The sequence below is a fragment of the Methylorubrum extorquens genome (assembly GCF_024169925.1).
In the GTDB taxonomy this organism is placed as follows: domain Bacteria; phylum Pseudomonadota; class Alphaproteobacteria; order Rhizobiales; family Beijerinckiaceae; genus Methylobacterium; species Methylobacterium extorquens_A.
Genome location: NZ_JALJXF010000001.1, coordinates 1,490,548 through 1,513,605 on the forward strand (window position 1 = coordinate 1,490,548; position 23,058 = coordinate 1,513,605).

A 23,058-nucleotide genomic window follows, 5' to 3' on the forward strand; every position below is an offset into this window, starting at 1 on the left:
CATGTCGGGGAAGCTCTACGGGGTTCCGCTGGTGATCTGACGGGGTAAACGACCAATGTAACATTTTGTATCAATGGCCCTTTCCGCGTTGTCGAGCCGCCCGGCTCTCGTATGTTCGGGGCATGAGCCAAGGCCCGACTATCGTCGTCGTTGAGGATGACGCTGATATCCGCACCCAACTGGCCAGCTACCTAGAGGGCGAGGGCTTTCGCGTGGTCGGCTTCGACGGTGGCGCAGGCCTCGACCGCCACCTTGCGGGCGCGCCCGCTCCGGACCTGATCGTGCTCGACTGGATGCTCCCAGGCGAGGACGGGCTCTCCATCTGCCGGCGCCTGCGCGCGGCGGGCGGGCCGCCCGTTATCATGCTCACTGCCAAGGACGAGGACATCGACCGGGTGCTCGGGCTAGAGATGGGAGCCGACGACTACGTATCAAAGCCGTTCAACCCGCGGGTGCTGCTCGCCCGTATCCGCGCCGTCCTGCGGCGAGCCCATGGGAATGGCGCCCGCGCGGACGCCGCCGATCCCGAGACCCTGACCGTGGCGGACCTCGTCGTTGACCTCGCAGCTCGTCGCGTGACGACCGGCGAACCCGCGGCCGAGATCGCCCTGACCAGCGCCGAGTACGACCTGCTGCACTGCTTCCTCACCCGGCCGCAGCGTGTACTCTCCCGAGATCAACTCCTGGACTGGACGCGGGGCCGCTCGGCCGACGCCTTCGACCGCACCGTCGACGTGCAGGTGAGCCGCCTGCGGCACAAGCTCGACGCCGGGGGCAGCGGCGTAGCGGCAATGCTCAAGACCGTGCGCAACGCTGGCTACATCCTGGCCGCGCCGGTGAGGCCCGCGCCGTGATGGCCCGTGTCGGCCTGCTTGGGCGGATTATGTTGCTCCTGCTCGGGGCGCTCTCGCTGCTCGTGCTCGCCACCGTCGCCCTCGACACGTGGCAGCGGCGGCAGGAGCGCTCGCCCTACGCGACGCGCTTCCCGCGCGTCGACCAGGCCGCGAACATCGTCACCCTCCTGAGGGATGCCGACCTGGCCCTGAGACCCGCTATCCTGCGGGCGGTCAGCGGCGAGGCCCTCAGGGCCGAGATCATGGACACGGCTCCGGATGACACCGGACTGATCCGCGAGCCGCGCCTCGAACGGCGCCTGCGCCGGATGACCGGTGATCCGGATGGGCCGCTGCGAGCCTACACTGACACGGCCATGTTGCATCGGGGCGTCGCCCCCGAGGACGTCAACGACAAGGATCGCAACCTCCCCATCGGCCGCCTCGCGACGGCGACCTATCGCCTGCCGGACGGCCGCACACTCATCATCTCGGCCGTCGAAAAGCATCGCTCGCTCATGCCGTGGCTGCTGGGGCAGCCACTGAGCTTGTGGGTGGCCGTGCTTGGCGCCGTGGTCGCCAGCCTCGTCCTCGCCGGAACCCGCTACGAACTTGCCCCGCTGCGGCGCCTGACCGAGGCGGTGACCCGGTTCGACGGCCGTGCGCCAGAGCCGGTCGAGGCCCCGCGGGGCGCTCCGGAGATACGGCGTCTCTCCCGGGCGGTCCGAGACATGCAGAACCGCATCGTCAGCCTCCTCGGCGAGCGCTCGCTGCTGATCGGCGCCATCTCGCACGATCTCAAGACCTACCTGACCCGCCTGCGCCTGCGGGCCGAGGGAGTGTCGGAGCCGGAGCGGCGGGACCGGCTGGTCGAGGATCTCGACGCCATGACCGCGCTGATCGACACCTCCCTCGGCTTCGCCCGAGGCACCGCGGTCGAGGTGGGCCGAACGGCGGTGGACCTAGCCGACCTCGTCGCAGTCGAAGTGGCCGAGCAAGCCGCGCATGGCATCGACGTCCACCTGACCGGCGAGGACGTGCAGGATGCGGTCACCGCGGGGGATGCACTCGCCCTACGCCGGGTCGTCGCCAATCTGATCGGGAACGCCGTCAAGTTCGGCCGCTCCACGGTCGCGGTTTCGGTGAGCCGGACCGGTGCGCTATGCCGGGTCACGGTGGACGACGACGGACCGGGCATCCCGGAATCCGAACGGACGGCCGTGTTCGGCCCGTTCTACCGGATCGAGCGGTCCCGTAGCCGCCAGACCGGCGGTACCGGCCTCGGGCTCGCCATCGCGAAGCAGATCGCGGAGGCGCACGGAGGCACCGTGGTGGCCGAGGCGTCCCCGCTCGGCGGTGCTCGCCTCGTCGCGACCCTGCCGGCCATCACCTGAGAACCCTGCCGTCACGCAAGGCGGCCCGTTACAAAACGTTACATCAACGCATCGGTCTGTCACATCGGGGAGGCAAGCGGGGATGATCCTGCCCTCATCGGTCACGACGCCATCACGGGCATCGCGGCTCTGATGAGAGCAGAGAAGGATTCGATGATGCTGAAGATCCTCGCCCCGGTCGCCTTCCTGGTCGGACTAGTGGTCCCGGTCGCCGCGTCGCCCCTGATCCAGCCAGCGGTGTCCACCGGCTCAGACGGCGCCGAGATCATCCAGATCTATGGAGGCTGCGGCCCCTACGGACACCTAGGCCCCTACGGAGGTTGCCGCACCGGTGGTCAGCGTGGCGGCTATGTCCGCGGCGCCTCCTGCCCGGCGGGCTTCCACATTGGGCCCTACGGCCGCCGCTGCTGGCCGAACTGATCTTTCAGCGACCCTCTTTGGATGCATCGCGGCGACCTCGCCGACGATGCCAAGGGTCGATTCGGCTAAGGCCGAGGCGACCCACAGTACCGGAGACGAACCCGTTCCCAACGATCCCATACGGTCGATCCGACCGGGTGGGGGCGCGACCGAGGCGATATCGCATGAAATCCACGGAAGGAACCGCGTCGGGACGGATCACCCGTCGCCCGCTACTTGCCGGCCCCATCCTCCTCGGTGCCGCCTGGGTGTTGGCGACATGGCCCTCCGATGCCCTTGCGGTCTCCGTCGACGACCCGTCGATGGCGGGGCCCCTCAGCGACATCTGGATCGGTGCGTCCGACGCCAAGGTGACGCTGATCGAGTACGCCGCGGTGACGTGCTCGCACTGTGCAGCGTTCCACGACAGGACCTTGCCAGCTATTCGGAGGCGCTGGATCGACACCGGGCGGGTGCGCTTCGCCCTGCGTGGGTTTCCCCTGAACCCGCTTGATACGGCCGCCTTCATGCTCGCCCGGGCGGATGGCGGACGGCACTACTACGCGATCACGGACCTGTTGTTCGAGAGGCAAGCCACCTGGGCCTTCGCGCCAAACCCCCTCGATGCGATGCGTGACCTGTTGCGCCAGGCCGGGTTCGACCGGGCGAAGTTCGACGCCGTCCTTGCCGATCAGGCCCTCTACGACCACGTGAACCGAGTGCAGGCCCGCGCGATGGAGGAGCTCGGCATCCATGCCACCCCAACCCTGTTCGTGAACAACGCCCGTCACGAGGGGACGCTCACCGCCGAGGCCTTCGATGAGATCATCATTAAGCTACCGGCGTAGGAGCATGTGACGGATGTATTCTTCGTCGGCGCGCTCTGAGCAAGCTGAACGACCGCTTGCCACCCAGGCTGGGTGAAAACGTGCTGATCTGGTAGAGTAAATTCCGATCTGAGGAGGTCGGGATGAAGCGCTTCATCGCAGGTGAGGATCGTCAGCAGATCACGCTCCTTCCCGATTGCCTGGACGACTACATCACCGCAGACAATCCGGTTCGCCTTGTCGAAGTGTTCGTCGATGAACTCGATCTGGGCGCGCTCGGCTTCGCAGGCGCGGTGCCGGAGGCCACGGGGCGGCCCGCCTACCATCCGGCAATCCTGCTCAAGATCTACCTCTACGGCTATCTCAACCGCGTCCCGTCGAGCCGGCACCTCGAACGCGAGAGCCAGCGCAACATCGAATTGATCTGGCTCACCGGTCGGCTGATGCCCGACTTCAAGACGCTGGCCGACTTCCGTAAAGACAACGGCCCGGCCATCCAGGCCGCCAGCGCGCAGTTCGTGGTGTTGTGCCGTCGACTGAACTTGTTCAGCAAGGCCGTCGTCGCGATCGACGGCAGCAAGTTCAAAGCGGTCAACAACCGCGACAAGAACTTCACCGCCGCCAAGGTCGAAGCCCGGTTGGCGCAGGTCGAGGCAAGCATCGGCCGCTACCTCGCGGCACTGGACCGGGCCGACCGCGAGCCGAGCGACATCGCCGAGGCGGGCACGACACGACTCAACGACAAGATCGCGGGCCTGCGCGAGCAGATGCAGGCTCTCCAGGCGAGGGGCCGGCAGGTCGAGGCCGCCCCCGACGGCCAGGTCTCCCTGACCGACCCCGACGCGCGCTCCATGGCGACCAGCGGCAAGGGCACCGGCATGGTCGGCTACAACGTCCAGGCCGCGGTCGATGCCGAGCATCACCTGATCGTGGCCCATGCCGTGACCAACGTCGGCAGCGACCGGGCGCAGCTCGCGCCGATTGGGCTCCTGGCGCAGGAGGCGACGGGGTGTGCCACACTCACGGTGCTGGCCGATCGAGGCTACCTCAGCGGGGAGCAGGTGCTGGCCTGCGAGGGCACCGGCGTGCTGCCATGCGTGCCCAAGACCCTGACCTCGGGCCACGCCAAGCGCGGCCTCTTCACCGGCCAGGACATCGTCTACGATGCCGGACACGACCGCTACACCTGTCCCGTCGGCCAGCACCTGACCAAGGCAGCCGCCCGGTCCGATCGCCGAGCCGAGGGCGATGCGATGGATCTCTACCGCAACCTCACAGCCTGCCTCGACTGCCCGCTCAAGCCTCGCTGCACGCCGACGGAGACGCGGCGGGTCAAGCGCTGGGTGCACGAGGGTGTGCTCGATGCAATGCAGGAACGGCTCGATCGGATGCCGGACGCGATGAAGATCCGTCGCCAGACCGTGGAGCACCCGTTCGGCACGCTGAAGGCCTGGATGGGTGCAACCTACTTCCTGACCCGGACCTTGGCCAAGGTCAGAGCCGAGATGAGCTTGCAGGTTCTGGCCTAAAACATGAAGCGGATGATCCAGATCCTCGGGGTCCGCCCGCTGCTGGCGGCCATCCGGACCTGAGGCCAAGCAGCTCGATCTCCGGCGCCACTCCGTGCGCTCGCCCCGATCCCGAGGGATTTGCGTTTCCACACGGCCTCGGTCGGAAGCGGCGGTTCGATCGATACCCGGCGTGTCTCCGGACTGCGGCTTGAGGCAGGCAGTCTGAAATCGCTTCCGCTGGCCTAAGCTACTCTGCGATCCTGTGTATGAGGCGACGCCAGCCGATCACCACGCCCGACACCGAGATAATCAAGCCGGCCGCCGAGAGCAGCCAGAGCACAGCGTCCCATGCCGGACGCCGCTGCAGCAAGAAACGAAAGTCGAAGCTGTGCAGGGCGTTGAACAGCCAACGGTAGGTCCGCGAGGATCGATCGGCTCGGTTAAGCACCTCTCCGGTTGTTGGATCGATGTGGAACCACGTCTCGTCCGAGTCGGCGAACTTCACCCGCAACACCGGCAGGCGGCGCTGGTGATGGTGGGAGTACCAGTAGGCATCCTCTTTGGTCAGGAGCACCGCATCGCGGATCGGAACGTCCGGCAGCAGCTGTCGAGCTGCGCTCGCGAGCCTGGAGATCGCCGGGGATGCGGGCAGCGTCGCCGGGGCACAGCATGTCAACGTCGAACCGTCCTGACAGCTCACGACCGCCTGCGGCTCGCCACCAAGCCAGCCGAACCGCGCCTCAACAGCGTTGGGGCAGGCCGCGGCGCGGACGGCCGCCAGTTCGAGATCCCAAAGAGGTGCCGTGACACTTGCATAGCGCTCAAGCATGGCCTGGCTCGGCGCCCGCGAGCCGAACCAGCGGTTCGGGTTCATCGACAGCCAGCCGCTGGCGATGAAGGTCAGTACGGTCAAACCACCAATCAGACCGGCGAGGTGATGCCATGCAGCCCAGCCGCGATAAGGCGAGACCGAGCCCGACGCGTAGCGGCGGCGCAGTCGGGCCCGCAGCAGGCCGACCCACAAACCCGTCACGGCGCCGACGATCGCGACGCCGGAGACCCACAGAACCACGTCCCGCCACAAAGCAGCCTGCGCCCGCAGCGGCGTCACGTAGATCCAGTGCGGGATGGCGCCGAACCAGTTCCAGAACCGCTCCTGCCCCGTAGTGTCGAGGGCGATCTGGCCCGTGCGAGCTGAGACGTAGAGGTGGGTCTCGTCCGTATCGCCGAGGGCGACGAGATGGAAGGGCCGCAGGGGATCGTAGCGCGCGGTCACCGACCACTGGTCGCGATCGACTTCGCCGAGGAGCCGGGGCTGCCGTGCACGTCGATCGTGCCTGGCGATGGCGAGAGCCTGCCCGGCATCGACGCCGGTGATCGGACGAGGTTCGACGGCCGAAACGGTCTCCTGCCCACCGTCCCAGCCCACAATGCGATAGACCGGCTCATGGTCGAGCATCGTCAGGCGCAGATCGCGCGGGAAGCGGGTCTGGCCGGCAGCTTCAAGCGCCTCGCGCGGCGTCACCGCCACTCGATCCCAGGTGATACGTGGCAGGCCGCCCTGGCGGTCCGTGTCCGTCAGGCTCGGAAAGCCGACATACATCATGACGAGGCCCGACAGGAACCACGTCACGAACAGCAGGCACGTCGCGATGCCGAGCCAGCGATGGGCGAGATAGAGCCAGCGCTTGCCTCGCTTGAGCAGCGTGCGCATCGCGTGCCTCAAAGTGCGATGCCGTGAACGACATCGGCCCGACGCTGCCGCTTCAGCGGCCAGATGCCGGTGATGCCGCTCAGCGGTAGGATACCATCGAAAAGGCGGTCGATCGGTTCGCCGACAAGCGAGGTCTTGCCGTTGCGCCGATCCGCGTCCGTCGGCAAGCCGCTCCGATGCGAGAACATCACGACGGCCATTCCGCGAGCCGACGGTCAGTGAGAGCCGTCAGCAGCAGGGCGGCAGCCAGAAGGGAGCCGAGTGCAACCAGTGCCTGGTGCTCGGCGCTGGCGCGGGGGATCGAGGGCTCGAATGCGGGCACGGCGTCGTAGGCGTCGAAGTCGAGGCGGGCTGGGCATCCCGCACAGACGGGAACCGGGTTGATGGCCTGGGCCAGGATGCGCGGCTCGAAGAAGGCTCTTAGTTGGTGCCGATAGGCTCCGCTGGCCGTCAGGAAGTCCGCATGTCGTCCCGCATCCGTTCCGGCTGCTGCTTCCAACGAGAGGGCTAGGATCGTGGCGGGCGAGAGCAGGGCCAGACGCCGGCTCCAGAACGAGGCTGCCAGAGCATGTTCCCGCAAGGCCTCCCGATGACTGATCAAGGCCTCGCCATAGAACGCGTCACGAGCCAGCCGCTTGATCTCGGGGGCCTCGACGAGATCCGGCCGCTGCGCGGCGTCCGGGACCTTGCGGACGGCCCAGGCACTCGTGATCCGCGCGCCCTCCTCGCCGGTCGAGAACATGGCCTGAGCCTGTCGGCTGGCGTCGATCGCGGCGATCCGGGATGGCATCGGTGCGAGCGTGTCGAGCGCGATGCCGAGCCCCGTCGGCAGCACCACGGTGATGCCGGCCCAGGCCAGCACGAGGATCGCCAATGCGGCGACCGCCCCACGCCAGAGGCTCGCCACCAGCGCGCAGGCTGCAACCCAGAAGAGGACGTAAGCCGCGAGTGCTGCAGCGAGCAGCGCCAACGTGCTCTCCCAACCGGCGAGCGGTCCGAGGCCGCGGGCGAGGACCAGCGCCAAGCCCGTGCCACCGACGACGCCGGTGACGGCGACCAGCGCGACTGCTCCGAACTTCGCCGCGGCGACCCGGCGCGGCCCAACTGGCTGCGCGGCGATCATCCGCAGGATGCCGGCATCCTGCTCGGTTGAGAGGCGCGTGCCGGCGAGTGCAATCACCGCGAGCGGGACGAGGTAGACAAGGACGAAGGCGAGGTCGAACGGACCGAGCTTCAGTTTGGCCGCCGAGCCGAATTCGTAGGCGGTATCGTCGAATACCGTGCTGAAGCCAAAGCTGATCTTCGTCACCGTGGGCTGCACGTCGGACTGGCCGGCGGCGAAGGAGGCCAGCGGGGTCGGCGGCTTCACCGCATAGGCGGCCATGAAGTAGGTCATGAAGCCGAACGCGTCGGTCGGATCTTGCCAGTAGTTCACCTTGATTGGGCTCGCCCTGGAATAACGCTCGTGGGCAGTCCGGGCCTCGCGGACGGCTCGCGCAGTATCACCGACCGCTTCGGCGATCGCAGCGCGCTCGCGCGCGACGCGCTCCGCGCCGGTCCAGACCGCCAAGCAGAGAGCCGCGAGGAGCGCGGCGAGGACGGCCCAGGTCAGGCGCTCGCGCAGAACCAGCCTCAACTCGGCGCTGAGCAGGCGGGGGAAGCGGACGACGCTCACGGCTTCAGCCTCCGGATCACCGGGACGCTGAGGGCGGCGAGCAGCGTCAGCCACAGGGCGAGGACGAGGGCCGGCACTCGCGCATCCGCCAGAGACCGCGTGAACGGCAACGGGGTGTGGACGAAGGGTGGGATCTGCTGCCACAGCTCCACCCCGGCGATCAGCCGGCCCTTGCCGTGCTGCGGGTTGTCGCGAATCTCGCCATTCATGCGCTCGGAGATCCTGCGGCGATAAGCTTCGACGCCCCACACGAAATGGGCGTGCTGGGCAAAGTCGGTACCGGCCAGCGTCTGAGAGAGCGCCTGCAGGGCGACCCGCGGTGAGAGCAAGCCCGCCCAGGCGAAGGCTCGCTCCTGACCCGCGAGGCTCTCGAAGAAAGCGCCGAGTTCGCGGTCGTAGACCGCGAAATTGTGGCTCTCGTTCTCGAACATCATGAGGCCGTCGAGATCGACGGGCAGCTCGCGCGCATCCTCGACGCCGTAGCGGGTCAGGACCTCCCGGGCGCGCTCGTCGCCCGCCTCCGCCGTCTTGTGCGCCCGGAATCCCGCATCGATACGCGCCCGGACCTCGCGGTACGAAAGCGCCGGCACGAGGGCGTCGACACCCGCCGTCGCAAGGCGCGGTGCCGCGACGCAGATCAGGACCCAGGCCACCAGCGCGGTCGCGAGCGCGGCGCGGGCTGTTCGGGCCAGGAGCGAGATCAGCATCGCCAGCAGCAGGAACACGCTGGCGTAGGCGATCTGCACGGCGACCCAGCTCGCTAGGCGCGCGGGCACCTGCCAGCCAGCGCCGTCATGCCCGGTGATCACGAGCCCCCCGATCGCGAGGAGCGGCCCTCCAACGACCACGATGAGGATGAGGAGAAGCGCTGCGAAGCGGGCTGCGAACAGGCGGCCCGGCGGGGCGCCATTCCCCAGGGCCAAGCGAAGGGTGCCCCGCTCGCGATCGGCGGCAAAGGCGGAGAAGCCGAGGAGGATCGCTGCGAGCGGGACCACGAGTTGCACGATGTCGGCGATGCTGCCGAGGCCGGTGCGGGCGAGCGGGCCAGCATCTTGGACGGCGCGGTAGACCGTATCGTTGAACACGTGTGCCTCAACGCGCACCATGCGGCCGGTATAGGGTTCGGTGCCAGGATCGAGCACGGCGAGCGGTGCCGAGGGCCGGAACACCCACAAGCCGAAATGGTCGGCCGAATGCGGGTTCTTGGCGTCCTGTCCGAGCCAGCGCTCACGCTCGGCCGTCGTGACCTGGGCCGCCTGGGTCGTGTAACGCTGGGCTTCCCGCCAGGCGCCGAAGCTCGTCAGGGCCAGGAGCAGGACCAGCCCAGCGCCGATCCAGCGCACACGTGCATCGCGCATCATCAGTGCGAGTTCAGCCGCGACCCGCTTCATGCCGCGATCTCGGCAAGGCGCTCGATGTAGAGGCGTTCGAGCGCGACATGATCGAGCGTCTTCGGATCGACCTCTTCGACGATCCGGCCGCGGCTCAGCACGCCGACGCGGTCGGCCATCTCACGCACCCGGTAGAGGTCGTGGGTCGCCATCAGCACCGCAGTGCCCCGCTCCGCGGCGTGCCTCACCGTGACGGAGAAGTCGGCTGCCGCACTCGGATCGAGCCCGGAGGTCGGCTCATCGAGAAGAAGAAGCCGTGCCCGGCGGGCGAGGGCGACGGCGATCCCGACCTTCTGGCGCATGCCCTTCGAGTAGGACGCGGCGGGCCGAGTCTGCGCCTCGTCAAGCAGGCCTGCCTCGGTGAGCAGCCGGCGCGATGCGTCTGCGGGCAAGTCGAGACCGGCGAGCGTTGCGAAGTAGCGCAGGTTCTCGAGCCCCGAGAGGCCCGGATAGAGGGCGACCTGCTCGGGGATGTAGGCGACATGGCCCCGCGCGCCGACCGAGTCGGCGCCGGCCTCGATCCCGCAGACCTGGACCGCGCCGGCATCCGGCTTCAGGAAGCCGAGGATCAGGTTGATCGTCGTGGTCTTGCCGGCTCCGTTCGGTCCGAGCAGGGCTAAGACTTCTCCGGCACGGAGCGTGAGGTCCAAGCCATCGAGGGCGGTGCGTGCGCCGAAGCGCTTGACCGCCGCTCGGATCGCCAGAACGGGATTGTTTGCCCCGGCCTGGGGCCGTTCGCGTTGCTCGATATGCATGCGCGTGCGCCCTCAGAAGGCAACGTTGTAGGCGACTTCGACCGAGCGCGGCCGGCCTAGCAACCAGGTGTTGGCGCTGCCGGTCACCGGATAGATCGTGTCGAGCAGGTTGTAGACGCGGACGCTGAAGCGGGATTTATCGCTGACGCGGTAGTCGACGCTGCCGTTGACTACCTCGTAGGCCGGGCGCCGCACCGTGTTGGCGAAGTCGCTGAAGGTCTCGCCGACGAACTGCACGCCGACCCGAGCCTCCCAGCGCGGTGCGAAGGCCCAGGAGAGCCAGAGATTAGCGATGCGCTCAGGAACGCTGATGGGCTGGTTGCCGGCGAAGTTGACGGCGACGCCGCCAACGGACTGCTGGAAGTCGTCGTACTGCGCGTGCAGCAGGGCGACATTGCCCTCCACGCGCCAGTTCTCCCACAGGCCGAGCGAGACGAACGCCTCGACACCGTGTGACGACTGGCTGCCGACCTGGATCGAAACCTGTGGCCGCAGCGGATCCACGGTCAGCAGATCGCGCTTGTTGATCCGGTAGCCCGCCAGGGTGAACTCGCCGCGTCCTTCCCAGAATAACTGCTTGTAGCCGATCTCGACCTGCTCGCCCGCGGACAGCTTGAAATCCTTCTGCGCGATCGGCACCGTAATCAGCGAGTTCACCGGATCGACCGCGGTGGCATAGCTTGCGTAGATTGAACTGTCCGGAGTCGGATTGTAGACGGCGCCGAAGCGGTAGCTCAGCGCACTGAAATCCTTAGTGAAGCTCTGTGATGGCGTGACAAGATCCTCCCGGCGCACCGTCGGTCTGTCGTAGCGCACGCCGGCAATCAGCGAGAACTGGTCGGACAGGATCAGCCGGTCCTCGGCGAAGAGAGAGTACTGATCCGTGCTCGACACGTAGAGCGGCCGGACGCTGTCCAGGCTGCTGAAGAAGCCCGGATTGAAGAAAAAAGGGTTCACGGTGTTCTCGCCGCGATAGGGCGAGTTGTTGCGCAGGCGGAAATCGATGTGGTTGACCTCGAAGCCTGCGACGAACTCGTTGCGGAATCCGAACAGCGTACCCTTGAACGTCGCGTCGAAGCGGTTGCCGATCTGCTCCTGGTGATGGAAGATCTCGATCGGGCTGGTCCGCCGGATGAGACCCGTGCTCGGGACGAAGGCGTAGCTCTCCAGATTACGCCAGTGACGGTCCGAAAGCAGACGGTATGCGGTGTTGCGAATGACGATGTCGTCGCTCGGCGACCACTCTACTTTCAGCTGTGTCCAGTTGTCCTGGAAGACGATGCGGCTGCCGTCGATATTGTAGTTCTGGAAGCGCAGGCGCGGGTCGATGCGTCCCCCGATCAGGGGCGTTCCGAAGTAGCGCAGCGGCTCCTGGTAGCCGTAATCATGCGAGAGCGTGACGGCGAGATCCGGCGTCGCCTGATAGAGCAGTGAGCCGGAGACGGCGAGGTTCGCAAAATCTCCGTTCTGGTTGAGCCAGCCGTTGACTTGGTTGCCGCTGACGTTGAGGCGGTAGAACAGGTTCTCGCCGATCGGGCCGCCACTATCGACGGCGAGGCGCTTGACGCTGTCCGATCCGAGGGCGGCGCGAGCGGCGTTGATCGGTACGGCGACCGGCTTCTTGGGCACCACGTTGATGACGCCGCCGATCGCGCCGTCGCCGTAGAGGACCGAGGCGGGACCGCGCAGCACCTCGATCCGGTCCACATTCCAGGTGTCGAACGGGTAAGTCGTCGTGTTGACACCCACGAAGAGCCGGGTGCCGTCGTAGAGTTGCATCACCGAGTTCACGCCGGAGAAGCCGCGGGAGGTGTAAGCACCGAAGCCGTTGCCGGGGGAGCCGATCGTCGTGATGCCGGCGGCGTTCTGGGTGATCGCCTCCTGCACGGTTTGCTGCCCGCGCTCACGGATCTTCTGGCCTGGGATGACCTCAATGCTCGCAGGCGTCTGTAGGGGCGAGAGGTCGAGGCGGCTGCCGCTACGGTTCGGTGTGGTGAGGTTCAGCCCCGTTGGCGCTGCCGTGTAGGGGGCCGGCGCGAGCAGGCGGGTGCCCGATCCGGCACCCGTGACGGTCAGTTCCTCCAGGGTGACGGCATGCGCACTGCCCGCATGTTCCGGTAGTTCCTGGGCGGCCAGATGATGTGGGGCAAGAACAAGGGTGCTGGTCGATAGGAGCAAGGCGGCAGTCGAACGCGATCGATCAGCCGACGAGCGGACACGGGTGGCGCGGAACATGGAACGCGGAGCCTCGGGCAACGGCTGTGGCACGTCACCGCGAACGAAGCCTCGGCGATCCGCATCCTCACGGGATACGCGTCGCTTCGACACCCATCGGAGCACCCCGCCCGACGCGTTTCGCGTGTGACCACGACGACGGCAGGTCTCCTGGCTCGCGGGTCGTGGCCGTCTCACCGTCTTCCCGGACGAGGCTGTCCAGTGACGTAGTGGTGAAGAGCTCGCCGCTTACAGTTGCGGGGGCAGCCGCGGCATCGGAGCGAACCCCACACCGCGTTCCCTTTTGATCCCCGAAGGGAACCGTCTCAGCTTGGCTATTCGACTTGGAATGGGCTGTCAATTCGTTCTCTCAACCTTCACAGGGCCGTGTTGAAGCTTCCAACCTGGCGCTGGCGGGGAAGCGAACAGTCGAGGCGATGTCAGAGGCTGGGGCAGGAGCGGACCTTCAGCCATCCGCATGCGAATGTCTGTTGATGGCGCAAATGAGAAACGCCAGCTGAGTTGCTTGAGCGCCCCCATCGGAGAAGCGGCGAGGGTCGGCTGTATGATCGGGGGTGTGCCGCGTCAGGCTTCAAGTCGCGTGGAGCGGCCTCTGGTCTGGCCGTGAACGGAACTCCGTTATCGGCGGAGACCGTCCAGATCCCACGGCGTCGTCTTTGCGTGTGAATGGATGAGCCGATGATGAGGACGACGGGAGTCGTGCTCGCCGTCGCCTCCCCAACGCGCGCTCTTTCGACCAGCCATCCGTGATCACTGTTCCAAAGAGCGCCCAGTCATACGTCCGCAGATCCCGCGTAACCTCAGGTATGGCCGCGATGGCCGTGAGCAAGTCTTCGGGTTTGAGCGTCTTCTTGTAGTTGCGCGAGTTCACCGTGGCGCCCTCATGGCCCAGCATCGACTCGCGGATCGGATCGAGCACCAAACGCCTGATCATCTCCGTATTGCCGAAATGCCGGAAGGAATGGAACGTCTTTCCCTCCTCCCGCGCCGACGGCACGGCTTCGTCCAGAACGACTGTCCAGCGCTTGTCGAACAGGTTCGACAGGGGTGTGTTCTCGCCAAGCTGTGCGATCTCCGAGAAAATCAGACCGTGTCGCCCGCCCGCTTTGGTCCGCACGAAATCCAGAAAGCCGAGGCGGATGAGCTCGGGATGGATCGGCAGCGTCCGGCGAGACACCGCATTCTTGAGACGCCGCCGGCGTGTCGGTTGGATCTTGAGCGTGCCCCGCTCCACGTCGATGTCGCCGAGTTCGAGATAGGCCAGCTCGGACAAGCGCGCGCAGGAGTAGTAGCCGAGAAGTGGCAGCCAGTAGACGGCTGCGAAGATCTGCTGCCTCCGCGCGATCCGCAGCATCTCCGGCTCCGAGGCCGTCGAGGTCCAAACAGGATGCGCGAACAGCTTCTCTACCTCGTGAACTTCGAAGGCCGGTCGCTTCTCACCATCCCGCTCCGGGTCGATCAGCCGGAAGTCGCTCAGAAGTTCGACCTGCCCGATCGGGCGCTGCTTGGCGCGGCAGTACTTCGCGATCGTCGAGAGCTGCGTGATATGCCGGTTGACCGTCGCGGGGCTGAGCCCAACCTTCTCAGCCTGACCCGCGGCCCGCATCGTTCGTCCACGCTCAATGAGATCTGCGATCGGTAGATCCGCATCGCGTGAACTCTTGCCGTAGGATTTGGGCAGGTTCGAGAGGTTCTGGACGTAGGCGGCGAGATGCGCGTGCGTGATCCGCCGCAGGTCGTCGGTGCCGGCGATGTCGCCCAGCATCCTGGCGACGGCCCGATGCTGCCGCTGGGTCTTCTCGTCCCAGGTGACACCTTTGTGGATGATGAGCTCTTCGACCATTGTCGTCAGGGAGTTCGTGATGGGCTCGGAGACGGCTTCCACGCCCGTGCTCGCATCGTCCTGAACTCGCTGTTCGTATTCAGTAGCGCAGTCGGCGGTGTCTTGAATGGCATCCTCGCCATCCAGCTCGGACCGCATATGCGATTGTTCTGAAACCGCTTCTGGAGCGGCGGCCTCCGTTTCCGAAGGGTGCGACGCAGGTGCAGGCGCGGCCGGTGGGTGGTTCCTGGCCGCTGCATGGCCCTGCTTGGGGGCGGGATGGCGGGCAGATTCGGATAGGGGAGGGGTAGGACCGCCATCATCGTCACTCGCGGTCTGTCGAAGTATCGGCGGAGCGTGGATCTCGAAGTCCCCCCATTCGAAGCTGTCGGCGCCATCGAAGTCGGACGAGGCCCAGCCCAGCTCGTCGCGTGGCATCTCGCCCCTGGCGCGCATGGCAGAGAGGTTGGCCCAAGCCTCACGCGGATCGCAACGGGCCTCAGCATAAGTTGCAGCGAACTCGCGCGAGACATGGCCGGAGACAGCCGCGAGGCCACGTAGGCATCGGATCAGGCCCGCTTCGGTCACGGGCTCGTCCATGCTCATCAGCATCGCCTCGAGGTAGGCGCGGGGCGGCGTGAGCCGCCCGGTCTCATCCGGGCGTCCGAGATCGCGCAGGTAGCCATTCGTGATGCGCCGCCTGATCGCCCCGCGTTCCATCAGGCTGAAGCCTTCCTGCTTCAGGCGAGCATCGAGTTCGCTGTCGTACCCGGCTTCGAAGCCTTCCTCGGCGGCCAGGGCCTGCAGGCGTCCGAAGATGCGGTACTCTCGGGCGCGTCTCTCCATCAGCGCGGGCCAGTCGCCGACGAGCGGATCACGCGGCGGATCGAGGTCGCGCTGCAGACGCGTCAACCACGCGCCTCGCTCCCGGTCGACATAGGCGCGGAGGTGGTCTCGGATCTGGCTGGCAGTGCGCATGGCGGGATCGTCCCGAACGCGGAGGCTTTCCGCGTTGAGCGCCCAGCCGAGTGTGCGCGCACTGGATGGGTCGGTCGTGCCCAGGCTCAGAGCAACCGTGGCGGAATTCCCCTTAACAGAGGCACCAAGCGGTCGCGTCCGCTCATCGCAACGGAATCGCCTACGCCACCAGTATACCGCACCGCGACGGTACACGTTAGAACAAATCGTCAACGGCCTGCCCCTGTGGACAAGCGCGTGCAACAGCTCTGCGTACAATCGGCGCAGCCGCGGAAGCGGCCGAGCACGGATCGCAATCAGATCAACGACTTAGCTGAGGCTTGGCTGGGGCGCCAGGATTCGAACCTGGGAATGGCGGTACCAAAAACCGCTGCCTTACCACTTGGCGACGCCCCATCGGCTTCAAGCCGCCGGATCTCTAGACGGGCACGGCGGGACTGGCAACTGGGTTGGATGCCTGCGCCGCGCACCGACGCGCCTTCGTGAAAGGATCGCTTGGGCTCCCGCTGTCGGCCGAGCATGCACGGCGCCCCTGCACCGGAACGATGCGACCGCTTATCTTGCGGCTCGATGGCAGGAGCGGGACGACCGAGAAATGGCAATGGGTGATCGGGTGGCGGTCGTGACCGGGGCAGGCTCCGGCATCGGGCGGGCGGTGGCGCTGGGATTGGCGCAGGCCGGTTGGCGTTTGGTGCTGGCTGGGCGGCGAGGGGAGGCGCTGGAGCGGGTCGCAGCAGAACTACCGGGGCATTCGTTATGTGTGCCGACCGACGTGTCCGATCCACGCGCCGTCGAGGCTCTATTCGCCGCGGTGGGCGAGCGCTTCGGGCGGCTCGATCTGCTGTTCAACAATGCCGGGATCTTCACCCCCGCCGCGACAGTGGACGAGATCGCGGTCGAGGATTGGCTTGCCAGCGTCAACGTCAACCTCACCGGTGCCTTCCTCTGCGCCCGGGCCGCCTTCGGGATGATGCGCAAGCAGGAGCCCAGGGGAGGGCGTATCATCAACAACGGCTCGATCGCGGCCCATGCGCCACGGCCGATGTCGGCGCCCTACAGCGCTACCAAACACGCCATCACCGGCCTCACCCGTGCCACCGCGCTGGACGGGCGCCCCTTCGACATCGCCTGCGGGCAGATCGATGTCGGCAATGCCGAGACCGAGATGACCCAAAGCTTCGGGCAAGGCGCGCGGCAGGCCGACGGTTCGATCCGGCCCGAGCCCTACATGGAAGCCACGCATGTCGCCGAGGCCGTCGTCTACATGGCCGGGCTGCCGCTCGCGGCCAACGTGCTGTTCATGACCGTGATGGCGACCGGCATGCCCTTCGTTGGGCGGGGGTAGGGGGCGGCTTTGCGTAGGCGGCGCGGAACGCGTAGAGAGCGGAACACCGCCCGGTCCCCCTTCGAGACGAGCGGCCGACCGCCCCGCGGCGGCCGGTGCCCGCCATGCTGATGCAAACAGACACCAAATCCGCCGACGCCAAATCCACCGACGCGAAGGCCGATCCGGTCGCGCGGCGGCGCACCTTCGCGATCATCTCGCACCCGGATGCGGGCAAGACCACGCTCACGGAAAAGCTGCTGCTGTTCGGCGGCGCGATTCAGCTCGCGGGCGAGGTCAAGGCCAAGCGCAACCGCGTCTCGACCCGGTCCGACTGGATGGGCATCGAGAAGGAGCGCGGCATCTCGGTCGTCACCTCGGTGATGACCTTCGAGTACGGCGATTGCGTCTTCAACCTGCTCGACACGCCGGGCCACGAGGACTTCTCGGAAGACACCTACCGCACCCTGACGGCGGTCGATTCCGCCGTGATGGTGATCGACGCCGCCAAGGGCATCGAGGCCAGAACGCGAAAGCTGTTCGAGGTGTGCCGGTTGCGCGACATCCCGATCGTCACCTTCGTGAACAAGCTCGACCGCGAGGCGCGCGACCCGTTCGAGACGCTCGACGAGATCGAGAAGACGCTGGCCCTCGATGTGGCGCCCGTGACCTGGCCGATCGGGCTCGGGCGCAACTTCGCCGGCACCTACGAACTCGGCGGCAACCGCGTGCGCCGGCTCGACGCGGCGGACGATGCCGGCACGATCCCCGTCACGGGCTTCGGCGACCCGCTCTTCGACACGCTGCTGACGGAGAATGGCGCGGCCGATGCGTGGCGCGAGGAGGTGGAGCTTGCCGAGGGCGGCCTCAAGACGTTCGATCTGGAAGCTTTTCGCGAGGGGCACCTGACCCCGGTCTTCTTCGGCTCGGCCTTACGCAATTTCGGTGTGCGCGACCTCATCGACGGGCTCGCCCGCTTCGCGCCGCCCCCGCGCGGCCAGGAGGCGGACAAGCGCGCGGTGCAGCCGTCCGAGCCGAAGATGACCGGCTTCGTGTTTAAGATCCAGGCGAACATGGATCCGAACCACCGCGACCGCATCGCCTTCATGCGGGTCTGCTCGGGCCAGCTCCGGCGCGGGATGAAGGCCAAGCTGGTGCGAACGGGCAAGCCGATGTCGCTCTCGGCGCCGCAATTCTTCTTCGCCCAGGACCGGGCCATCGCCGACGAGGCCTATGCCGGCGACGTGGTCGGCATCCCCAACCACGGGACGCTGCGCATCGGCGACACGCTGACCGAGGGCGAGGAAATCGTCTTCCGGGGCGTGCCGAGCTTCGCCCCCGAGATCATGCGGCGGATCAAGCTCACCGACGCGATGAAGGCCAAGAAGCTCCGGGAAGCGCTCCAGCAGATGGGCGAGGAGGGCGTCGTGCAGGTCTTCATTCCACAGGACGGCTCGCCCGCCATCGTCGGCGTGGTCGGTGCGCTCCAGCTCGACGTGCTGAAGGAGCGGCTCCAGGCCGAATACGGCCTGCCGATCGACTACGAGCCCACCCGCTTCTCCGTCTGCCGCTGGATCGAGGCGGAATCGGACCTCGAGACCGATCGTTTCGTGAACGCCCACGGCTCGGCCATGGCAAGCGACCTCGACGGCGCGCCGGTCTTCATGGCCACCACCGCCTTCTCGCTCCGCTACGAGGAGGAGCGGTGGGAGAAAATCCGCTTCACCGACGTGAAGGATTACCAGAAGCGTACAGCCTGAGAGGCGCCTCCCAGCCCGCCATCCCGCTCTCTCCCTCATCTTGAGGTGCTGCAGAGCGGCCTCGAAGGATCCTCCAGTTCCCGCGCGATCCCTGGAAGATCTTTCAAGGCCTCCGCTGCACTTCGGCACCTCAGGATGAGGAGGGGGTTGGGCAACTCGTCGTGTCAAAGCGCTCGGTGCGGAAGACAGACCAGCCTTCGAGCCAGCTCAATCGTAGTCGAAATCGAGTGAGCGCTCGAAGGCGATGGCGCTCATCTCGCGTCCCTTCGGGTCGGCAACGGAGATGTTGCGAAAGCCGCGGCCGGCCAGCTCCCAGGTCTTCTCCAGCGCCTGCTCATCCGTGCCGCAGGCGAAGGCCAGCGTGCGGCCGGCGGGGTCCGTGCCGGTTACCTTGTACATGGCCGCGCTCCTGTCCGAGCCGTGAAGTATAGGCTCGGTGCCGTCCGAGAGAAGGGGTTGTTTGAGCAGGGCGATTCAGCGCGTCGCCTTCAGCCGAGCAACGCCGCCTTGTCCACGTCGAGCGCCCGGGCCAAATCGTCGAGCACCGCGTGCTCACTCTCGGTGATCCCGCCCTTGTCGGCCACATCCGCCGCGATCAGGAACACGTGTTGGCGCTGCTCCAGGGGACGGTCGGCGATGGCCGCCGCATGCTGGCTGTTCTCCAGGCGCCCGGCACGCAGCTCCGCGCGGGCGAGCGCTTCGAACAGCGCCTGTTCCAGGGTCAGCGTGTCGTAGGATTTCTGAAGGATCGGGTTGGCCCGCATGCTGACGAGGGCCGCCTCGATCTCCTCGTCATCGGTGTCGCCGTCGGCGACGATCACGTTGGCCGCAGCGGACACCGCCGCCTGCATGAAAACGGAATCGCCGGCGTAGGACATCACCACCCGGTTGAAACGGACGAGGGCGTCCTGAAAAAACCCCATCTTGCACTCCCCGAGGCGCCCTGCGCGGCCGCCCGATGGTTCCAACGCAGGCAGCGAACCGTCAAGATAGCAAGCTTGACGGATCCCTCACAGTTCCGCCGAGCGCCGCGACAGTTCCGCCCGCAGGTGGCGCGCCGCCTCGATCAGGGCCGCGTCCCGCCGCTGGCGCGGCCGGGGCAGAGCGAGGGTGACGTCCGCCGCGATCCGGCCGGGGCTGCCGGCCAACACCACGACCCGGTCGGCGAGGTAGACCGCCTCGTCGATGTCGTGGGTCACGAACAGCACCGTCTTGCCCGTCTGCGCCTTGATGCGCTGGATCTCGTCCTGAAGGCCCTCGCGGGTGAAGCTGTCCAGCGCCGAGAACGGCTCGTCCATCAACAGCACCTCGGGCTCGACCGCGAGTGCGCGGGCGATGGCGATGCGCTGGCGCTGCCCGCCGGAGAGCTGGTGCGGCCAGCGGCCGGCGAGGTCGGACAGCCCGACGAGCTTGAGCATCGCTTCCGCCCGCTCGCGGCGCGCGAGCTTCGACAGGCCGTGCCGCTCCAGGCCGAAGGCGACGTTGTCGATCACCCGCCGCCAGGGCAGCAGCCGCGCGTCCTGGAACACCAGCGCCATCGGCGTTCGGGTCTTCTGGGGATCGGTGCCGAGATGGACCGTACCGCCGCTGGGTTTGGCCAGATCGATCAGCACGCGCAGGAGCGTCGATTTGCCGACGCCCGACTCGCCGACGATGACGAGGAACTGCCCGCGCGGCACCGCGAGATCGAGGGCCGACAGGATCTCGGTGCGCCGTCCGTCGCGCTCATAGGCGAGGCTCAAGCCCCGGATGTCGATGATGGGGCCACTCATGCGCGCCACCGCAGCAACCAGCCCTGCAAGGCGACGAAGCCGGTATCGAACAGGCCGTACAGCCCGGCCATGGTGAGCATGTAGACCACGACGATGTCGGTGGAGAGGAGCGAGGAGGCCTGCATCATCCGTGCGCCGATGCCGGGCACCCCGAAGATCTCGGCAGCGACCACCGCCATCCAGGCCTGACCCAGCGCCGTACGCAGGCCGACGAGGATACCCGGCGTGGCGGCGGGCAGGAGGATCTTGGTGAGCCGCGCGAGCGGCCCGCGAAAGCCGAAGGCCTGGGCCACCTCGATCAGGTCACGGTCGACGCCGCGCACCGCGCCTTGGGTGGCAAAGAACACGATCCAGAACACGCCGATGGCGATGATGAACACAGCCGCCGAGGGTTGGACGCCGAACCAGATGATGGCGAAGGGCACCCAAGCGAGACCGGGAATGGGCCGCAACAACCGCACGATCCCCGCGGTCAAGCTGTCGAACCAGGCGAACATGCCCGTGGCCAATCCGAGGGCGACGCCCGCGAGCGCGCCCGCGCCGAGCCCGACCATGTAGTGGCTCAGGCTCTCGACGACCGCTGTCGGCCAGGCGCCATTGGAGATCTCCCGAGCGAAGGCCGCCGGGATGGAGGAGGGCGGCGGCAGGAAGGCCGGGTTGATAAGGTCGAGCCGGGGTGCGGCCTCCCACAGGGCGAGGAAGGCGGCGAGCCCGACGACTGCCAGGGCGGCCGAGCGGAACGAGGTCATGGCGTCGGGATCGAGAAAATCAGGGCTTCTTGACCGCGTCGAACGGCTTGGCGTCGAACAGGCCGTCGATGGGCGCCTCCCGGTCGAGAGTGCCGATCGAGACCTGATAGGCCTGCATCGTCTTCGTCGCCTCGATGATCGTGCGCGGGTCGGCGACGAACTTCGCGGCCGGCGAGGAGAGCGCCTTCCGGATCGTGGCCACATCCGTGATGCCCTTGCCGAGCGCCGCCTCGACCGGGGGGGCGGCGCGCGCCGGATCGGTCTTCAAGAGGTCGGTCGCCTTGACCAGCGCCGAGACGAGGCCCTCGACCGCCTTCGGATTGGCATCGGCGAACTTGCCGTAGACGGCGACCACCGTGCCCGGCTGGTCGGGGAACATCTCCCCGCCGGTAGCGATCAACGTGATCTTCGGGTTGCGGCCCTGGACGATGGTGAGCGCAGGCTCGCGAATCGAAGCACCATCGACGGCGCCGGCCAGCAGCGCCTGCTGGGTCGCGTCGATGCCCATGGAAACGATCTCGACATCGGTCTTGTCGGCCTTTGCCACCTGCCAGAGCCAGTGCTGGAGGGTGGTGTTCGGCACGGAGCCCGGCGGCTGCGTGGCGAGACGGGCGGGGCGGCCCTCCTTGGCCTTGAACTGCTTGAAGGCCTCGGCCTTGCTCGGAGCCGACGCGAAGTAGGGCGCGAGCTTGGGCGCTGCCACGAACACCATCTCCTCGATGGCGGTGGCGGCCACGACCCGCACGTCGATGCCCTTGGTCCGGGCGACCGCGAGCGGCGCGATGCCGGCGACGTAGACGTCGATGGTGCCGGAGGCCAGCGCCTGGATCATGTTGGGGCCCGACTCGAAGGTCGTGAAGGCAGGCGCCAGCCCGGCCTCCTTGAGCCATCCCTCGCCATTGGCGACGAAGACCGGCGCGGCACCGATCACCGGAATGACGCCGATGCGCACGGGCACGGCCTGGGCAGCGAGTGGCACGGCGAAGGCTACGGGAAGGGCGAGAAGCCCCGCGGCCAGGGCGAAGGCCTTGAACAGATTGCGCATCGATACGGGTTCCAGGCGAGCCGAACGGCGTTCCCCATGGCACAGAGGACGCCATCTTCCAATCGCGCGTCCGGGCGCGCTCCCAGCCTCGGCGACACCGGAAAGCGGCAGGCCGCACGAAGAAGCTTTGCCGGCCTGCGACGGAACGGCCCTGTTCTTCCTGCTGTTTACCCAGCCGAAAGCGGCATCCACGCCGTGGGACAGACGACAGGATACCCAACGCCATGAGCCTCCTCGGAAGCATCGTCAGCAAGATCCTTAACCCGTTCGGCTCGTCGGAGGCGAAGGCCGGCGAGTCGTCCGCCAAGCCCTCCGAGACGCAGGCCCAGCCGTCTTCCGGCGGCGGCAGCGCCCCGGCCTCCACGCCCACCAGCGGCGGAACGTCGTCGGGCGGACCGGTCGATGTCGAGGCCGTGCTCAACGACCTCGCCGCGAAGAACTCGCAGAAGCTGAACTGGCGCAGCTCGATCGTCGATCTGATGAAGCTGCTCGACCTCGATTCGAGCCTGCACGCCCGCCAGCAGCTCGCCGACGAGCTGCACTACACCGGCGACAAGAACGACTCGGCCTCGATGAACGTTTGGCTGCACAAGCAGGTCATCAAGAAGCTCGAAGAGAACGGCGGCAAGGTCCCGGCCGACCTCAAGGACTGATACGGTTTCCGCTTGATCCAAGCGGGGACCGTATCGGCAAGCCCGCGCGGCGCTTGAGGAGGGTACCCACGCGCCAGCGCGGTGGGTACCCGCCGAAGCCCAAATCCGCCATCCCGAAGGGATCAAGCGGATTTGGTCTGAGAGCGGGGAAGGAGAGGGCAAAGAGGTACAGGCGCGGCGCAGGAAATCCGGTGCGCGAGCCCCCCGCCGCGGCGGCAACA

19 protein-coding genes, 1 tRNA gene, 1 pseudogene and 1 riboswitch are annotated in these 23,058 nt (G+C 67.2%); of the genes and pseudogenes, 8 read left to right on the forward strand and 13 right to left on the reverse strand.

Features of this window, described 5'->3' with window-relative positions; translation table 11 throughout:
* The first annotated feature begins 122 nt into the window (after positions 1-122).
* The 5 genes and pseudogenes from J2W78_RS07155 to J2W78_RS07175 form a co-directional block, all read left to right on the forward strand.
* Entirely contained in the window at positions 123-854 is a 732-nt protein-coding gene (locus tag J2W78_RS07155; protein WP_253369266.1) for a response regulator, read from the forward strand.
* Positions 854-2,227, forward strand: a complete 1,374-nt coding sequence (locus tag J2W78_RS07160; RefSeq protein ID WP_253369268.1) for a sensor histidine kinase — start codon at positions 854-856, stop codon at positions 2,225-2,227. The genes J2W78_RS07155 and J2W78_RS07160 overlap by 1 nt, the downstream gene beginning before the upstream one ends.
* 156 nt (positions 2,228-2,383) lie before the next feature.
* Positions 2,384-2,647 (forward strand): GCG_CRPN prefix-to-repeats domain-containing protein, encoded by a 264-nt coding sequence (locus J2W78_RS07165; RefSeq protein ID WP_253373990.1) that lies wholly within the window; start codon positions 2,384-2,386, stop codon positions 2,645-2,647.
* Between the two features lie 302 nt (positions 2,648-2,949).
* Entirely contained in the window at positions 2,950-3,474 is a 525-nt protein-coding gene (locus J2W78_RS07170; protein WP_253369270.1) for a thioredoxin domain-containing protein, read from the forward strand.
* Positions 3,475-3,596: 122 nt separating this feature from the next.
* Positions 3,597-4,979 (forward strand): annotated as a pseudogene (locus J2W78_RS07175) (IS1182 family transposase); the annotation flags it as partial.
* 232 nt (positions 4,980-5,211) lie between these two features.
* On the opposite strand, the gene J2W78_RS07180 reads toward J2W78_RS07175, so the two are convergent.
* The 8 genes from J2W78_RS07180 to J2W78_RS07215 form a co-directional block, all read right to left on the reverse strand.
* Positions 5,212-6,678 (reverse strand): PepSY domain-containing protein, encoded by a 1,467-nt coding sequence (locus J2W78_RS07180; protein ID WP_253369272.1) that lies wholly within the window; start codon positions 6,676-6,678, stop codon positions 5,212-5,214.
* Between the two features lie 8 nt (positions 6,679-6,686).
* A complete protein-coding gene (locus J2W78_RS07185; protein WP_253369273.1) occupies positions 6,687-6,878 on the reverse strand; it encodes a hypothetical protein in 192 nt (63 codons plus the stop codon).
* Positions 6,866-8,353: a DUF3526 domain-containing protein gene (locus J2W78_RS07190; protein WP_253369275.1), complete on the reverse strand. Its 1,488-nt coding sequence runs from the start codon at positions 8,351-8,353 to the stop codon at positions 6,866-6,868. Before J2W78_RS07190 ends, J2W78_RS07185 begins: the two co-directional genes overlap by 13 nt.
* A complete protein-coding gene (locus J2W78_RS07195) occupies positions 8,350-9,744 on the reverse strand; it encodes a DUF3526 domain-containing protein (protein ID WP_253369277.1) in 1,395 nt (464 codons plus the stop codon). The genes J2W78_RS07190 and J2W78_RS07195 overlap by 4 nt, the downstream gene beginning before the upstream one ends.
* A complete protein-coding gene (locus J2W78_RS07200) occupies positions 9,741-10,499 on the reverse strand; it encodes an ABC transporter ATP-binding protein (protein ID WP_253369279.1) in 759 nt (252 codons plus the stop codon). The genes J2W78_RS07195 and J2W78_RS07200 overlap by 4 nt, the downstream gene beginning before the upstream one ends.
* A gap of 12 nt (positions 10,500-10,511) precedes the next feature.
* Positions 10,512-12,734: a TonB-dependent receptor gene (locus tag J2W78_RS07205; protein ID WP_253369281.1), complete on the reverse strand. Its 2,223-nt coding sequence runs from the start codon at positions 12,732-12,734 to the stop codon at positions 10,512-10,514.
* A gap of 123 nt (positions 12,735-12,857) precedes the next feature.
* Positions 12,858-13,054, reverse strand: a riboswitch (cobalamin riboswitch).
* 251 nt (positions 13,055-13,305) lie between these two features.
* Positions 13,306-15,534 carry a tyrosine-type recombinase/integrase gene (locus tag J2W78_RS07210; RefSeq protein ID WP_253369283.1) on the reverse strand — a complete coding sequence of 743 codons (2,229 nt, stop codon included), beginning with the start codon at positions 15,532-15,534 and terminating at the stop codon, positions 13,306-13,308.
* Between the two features lie 321 nt (positions 15,535-15,855).
* A tRNA-Gln gene (locus tag J2W78_RS07215) sits at positions 15,856-15,930 on the reverse strand.
* 199 nt (positions 15,931-16,129) lie between these two features.
* Between J2W78_RS07215 and J2W78_RS07220 the strand changes: the two genes are divergently transcribed.
* Both J2W78_RS07220 and J2W78_RS07225 read left to right on the forward strand, forming a co-directional pair.
* On the forward strand, positions 16,130-16,879 hold the full coding sequence (locus J2W78_RS07220) for an SDR family oxidoreductase (RefSeq protein WP_253369284.1): 750 nt from the start codon (positions 16,130-16,132) through the stop codon (positions 16,877-16,879).
* Between the two features lie 104 nt (positions 16,880-16,983).
* Positions 16,984-18,618 carry a peptide chain release factor 3 gene (locus J2W78_RS07225; RefSeq protein ID WP_253369286.1) on the forward strand — a complete coding sequence of 545 codons (1,635 nt, stop codon included), beginning with the start codon at positions 16,984-16,986 and terminating at the stop codon, positions 18,616-18,618.
* Between the two features lie 207 nt (positions 18,619-18,825).
* Here the strand turns inward: J2W78_RS07225 and J2W78_RS07230 are convergent, their stop codons facing one another.
* From J2W78_RS07230 to J2W78_RS07250, 5 genes are all read right to left on the reverse strand, one after another.
* Positions 18,826-19,017, reverse strand: a complete 192-nt coding sequence (locus J2W78_RS07230) for a hypothetical protein (RefSeq protein ID WP_012255472.1) — start codon at positions 19,015-19,017, stop codon at positions 18,826-18,828.
* Between the two features lie 89 nt (positions 19,018-19,106).
* Positions 19,107-19,541, reverse strand: coding sequence for a tellurite resistance TerB family protein (locus J2W78_RS07235; RefSeq protein WP_253369289.1), 435 nt, complete (start codon positions 19,539-19,541; stop codon positions 19,107-19,109).
* Positions 19,542-19,628: 87 nt separating this feature from the next.
* A complete protein-coding gene (locus tag J2W78_RS07240) occupies positions 19,629-20,390 on the reverse strand; it encodes an ABC transporter ATP-binding protein (RefSeq protein ID WP_253369290.1) in 762 nt (253 codons plus the stop codon).
* Positions 20,387-21,139 carry an ABC transporter permease gene (locus J2W78_RS07245; protein ID WP_253369292.1) on the reverse strand — a complete coding sequence of 251 codons (753 nt, stop codon included), beginning with the start codon at positions 21,137-21,139 and terminating at the stop codon, positions 20,387-20,389. Before J2W78_RS07245 ends, J2W78_RS07240 begins: the two co-directional genes overlap by 4 nt.
* Before the next feature lie 19 nt (positions 21,140-21,158).
* The gene (locus J2W78_RS07250; RefSeq protein ID WP_253369294.1) at positions 21,159-22,184 is read right to left on the reverse strand and encodes an ABC transporter substrate-binding protein; all 1,026 of its coding nucleotides are present in this window, start codon (positions 22,182-22,184) and stop codon (positions 21,159-21,161) included.
* 224 nt (positions 22,185-22,408) lie between these two features.
* Here J2W78_RS07250 and J2W78_RS07255 point away from each other — a divergent pair, with 224 nt between their 5' ends.
* Positions 22,409-22,837: a DUF3597 domain-containing protein gene (locus J2W78_RS07255; RefSeq protein WP_253369295.1), complete on the forward strand. Its 429-nt coding sequence runs from the start codon at positions 22,409-22,411 to the stop codon at positions 22,835-22,837.
* The last annotated feature ends 221 nt before the right edge of the window (positions 22,838-23,058 follow it).

Coding starts and splice junctions, on each gene's coding strand:
- J2W78_RS07205 (WP_253369281.1), bottom strand. CDS start 12,734: ATGTTCCGCGCCACCCGTGTCCGCTCGTCGGCTGATCGATCGCGTTCG.
- J2W78_RS07160 (WP_253369268.1), top strand. CDS start 854: ATGGCCCGTGTCGGCCTGCTTGGGCGGATTATGTTGCTCCTGCTCGGG.
- J2W78_RS07230 (WP_012255472.1), bottom strand. CDS start 19,017: ATGTACAAGGTAACCGGCACGGACCCCGCCGGCCGCACGCTGGCCTTC.
- J2W78_RS07200 (WP_253369279.1), bottom strand. CDS start 10,499: ATGCATATCGAGCAACGCGAACGGCCCCAGGCCGGGGCAAACAATCCC.
- J2W78_RS07220 (WP_253369284.1), top strand. CDS start 16,130: ATGGCAATGGGTGATCGGGTGGCGGTCGTGACCGGGGCAGGCTCCGGC.
- J2W78_RS07245 (WP_253369292.1), bottom strand. CDS start 21,139: ATGACCTCGTTCCGCTCGGCCGCCCTGGCAGTCGTCGGGCTCGCCGCC.
- J2W78_RS07250 (WP_253369294.1), bottom strand. CDS start 22,184: ATGCGCAATCTGTTCAAGGCCTTCGCCCTGGCCGCGGGGCTTCTCGCC.
- J2W78_RS07195 (WP_253369277.1), bottom strand. CDS start 9,744: ATGAAGCGGGTCGCGGCTGAACTCGCACTGATGATGCGCGATGCACGT.
- J2W78_RS07180 (WP_253369272.1), bottom strand. CDS start 6,678: ATGCGCACGCTGCTCAAGCGAGGCAAGCGCTGGCTCTATCTCGCCCAT.
- J2W78_RS07170 (WP_253369270.1), top strand. CDS start 2,950: ATGGCGGGGCCCCTCAGCGACATCTGGATCGGTGCGTCCGACGCCAAG.
- J2W78_RS07155 (WP_253369266.1), top strand. CDS start 123: ATGAGCCAAGGCCCGACTATCGTCGTCGTTGAGGATGACGCTGATATC.
- J2W78_RS07255 (WP_253369295.1), top strand. CDS start 22,409: ATGAGCCTCCTCGGAAGCATCGTCAGCAAGATCCTTAACCCGTTCGGC.
- J2W78_RS07210 (WP_253369283.1), bottom strand. CDS start 15,534: ATGCGCACTGCCAGCCAGATCCGAGACCACCTCCGCGCCTATGTCGAC.
- J2W78_RS07235 (WP_253369289.1), bottom strand. CDS start 19,541: ATGGGGTTTTTTCAGGACGCCCTCGTCCGTTTCAACCGGGTGGTGATG.
- J2W78_RS07225 (WP_253369286.1), top strand. CDS start 16,984: ATGCTGATGCAAACAGACACCAAATCCGCCGACGCCAAATCCACCGAC.
- J2W78_RS07165 (WP_253373990.1), top strand. CDS start 2,384: ATGCTGAAGATCCTCGCCCCGGTCGCCTTCCTGGTCGGACTAGTGGTC.
- J2W78_RS07185 (WP_253369273.1), bottom strand. CDS start 6,878: ATGGCCGTCGTGATGTTCTCGCATCGGAGCGGCTTGCCGACGGACGCG.
- J2W78_RS07240 (WP_253369290.1), bottom strand. CDS start 20,390: ATGAGTGGCCCCATCATCGACATCCGGGGCTTGAGCCTCGCCTATGAG.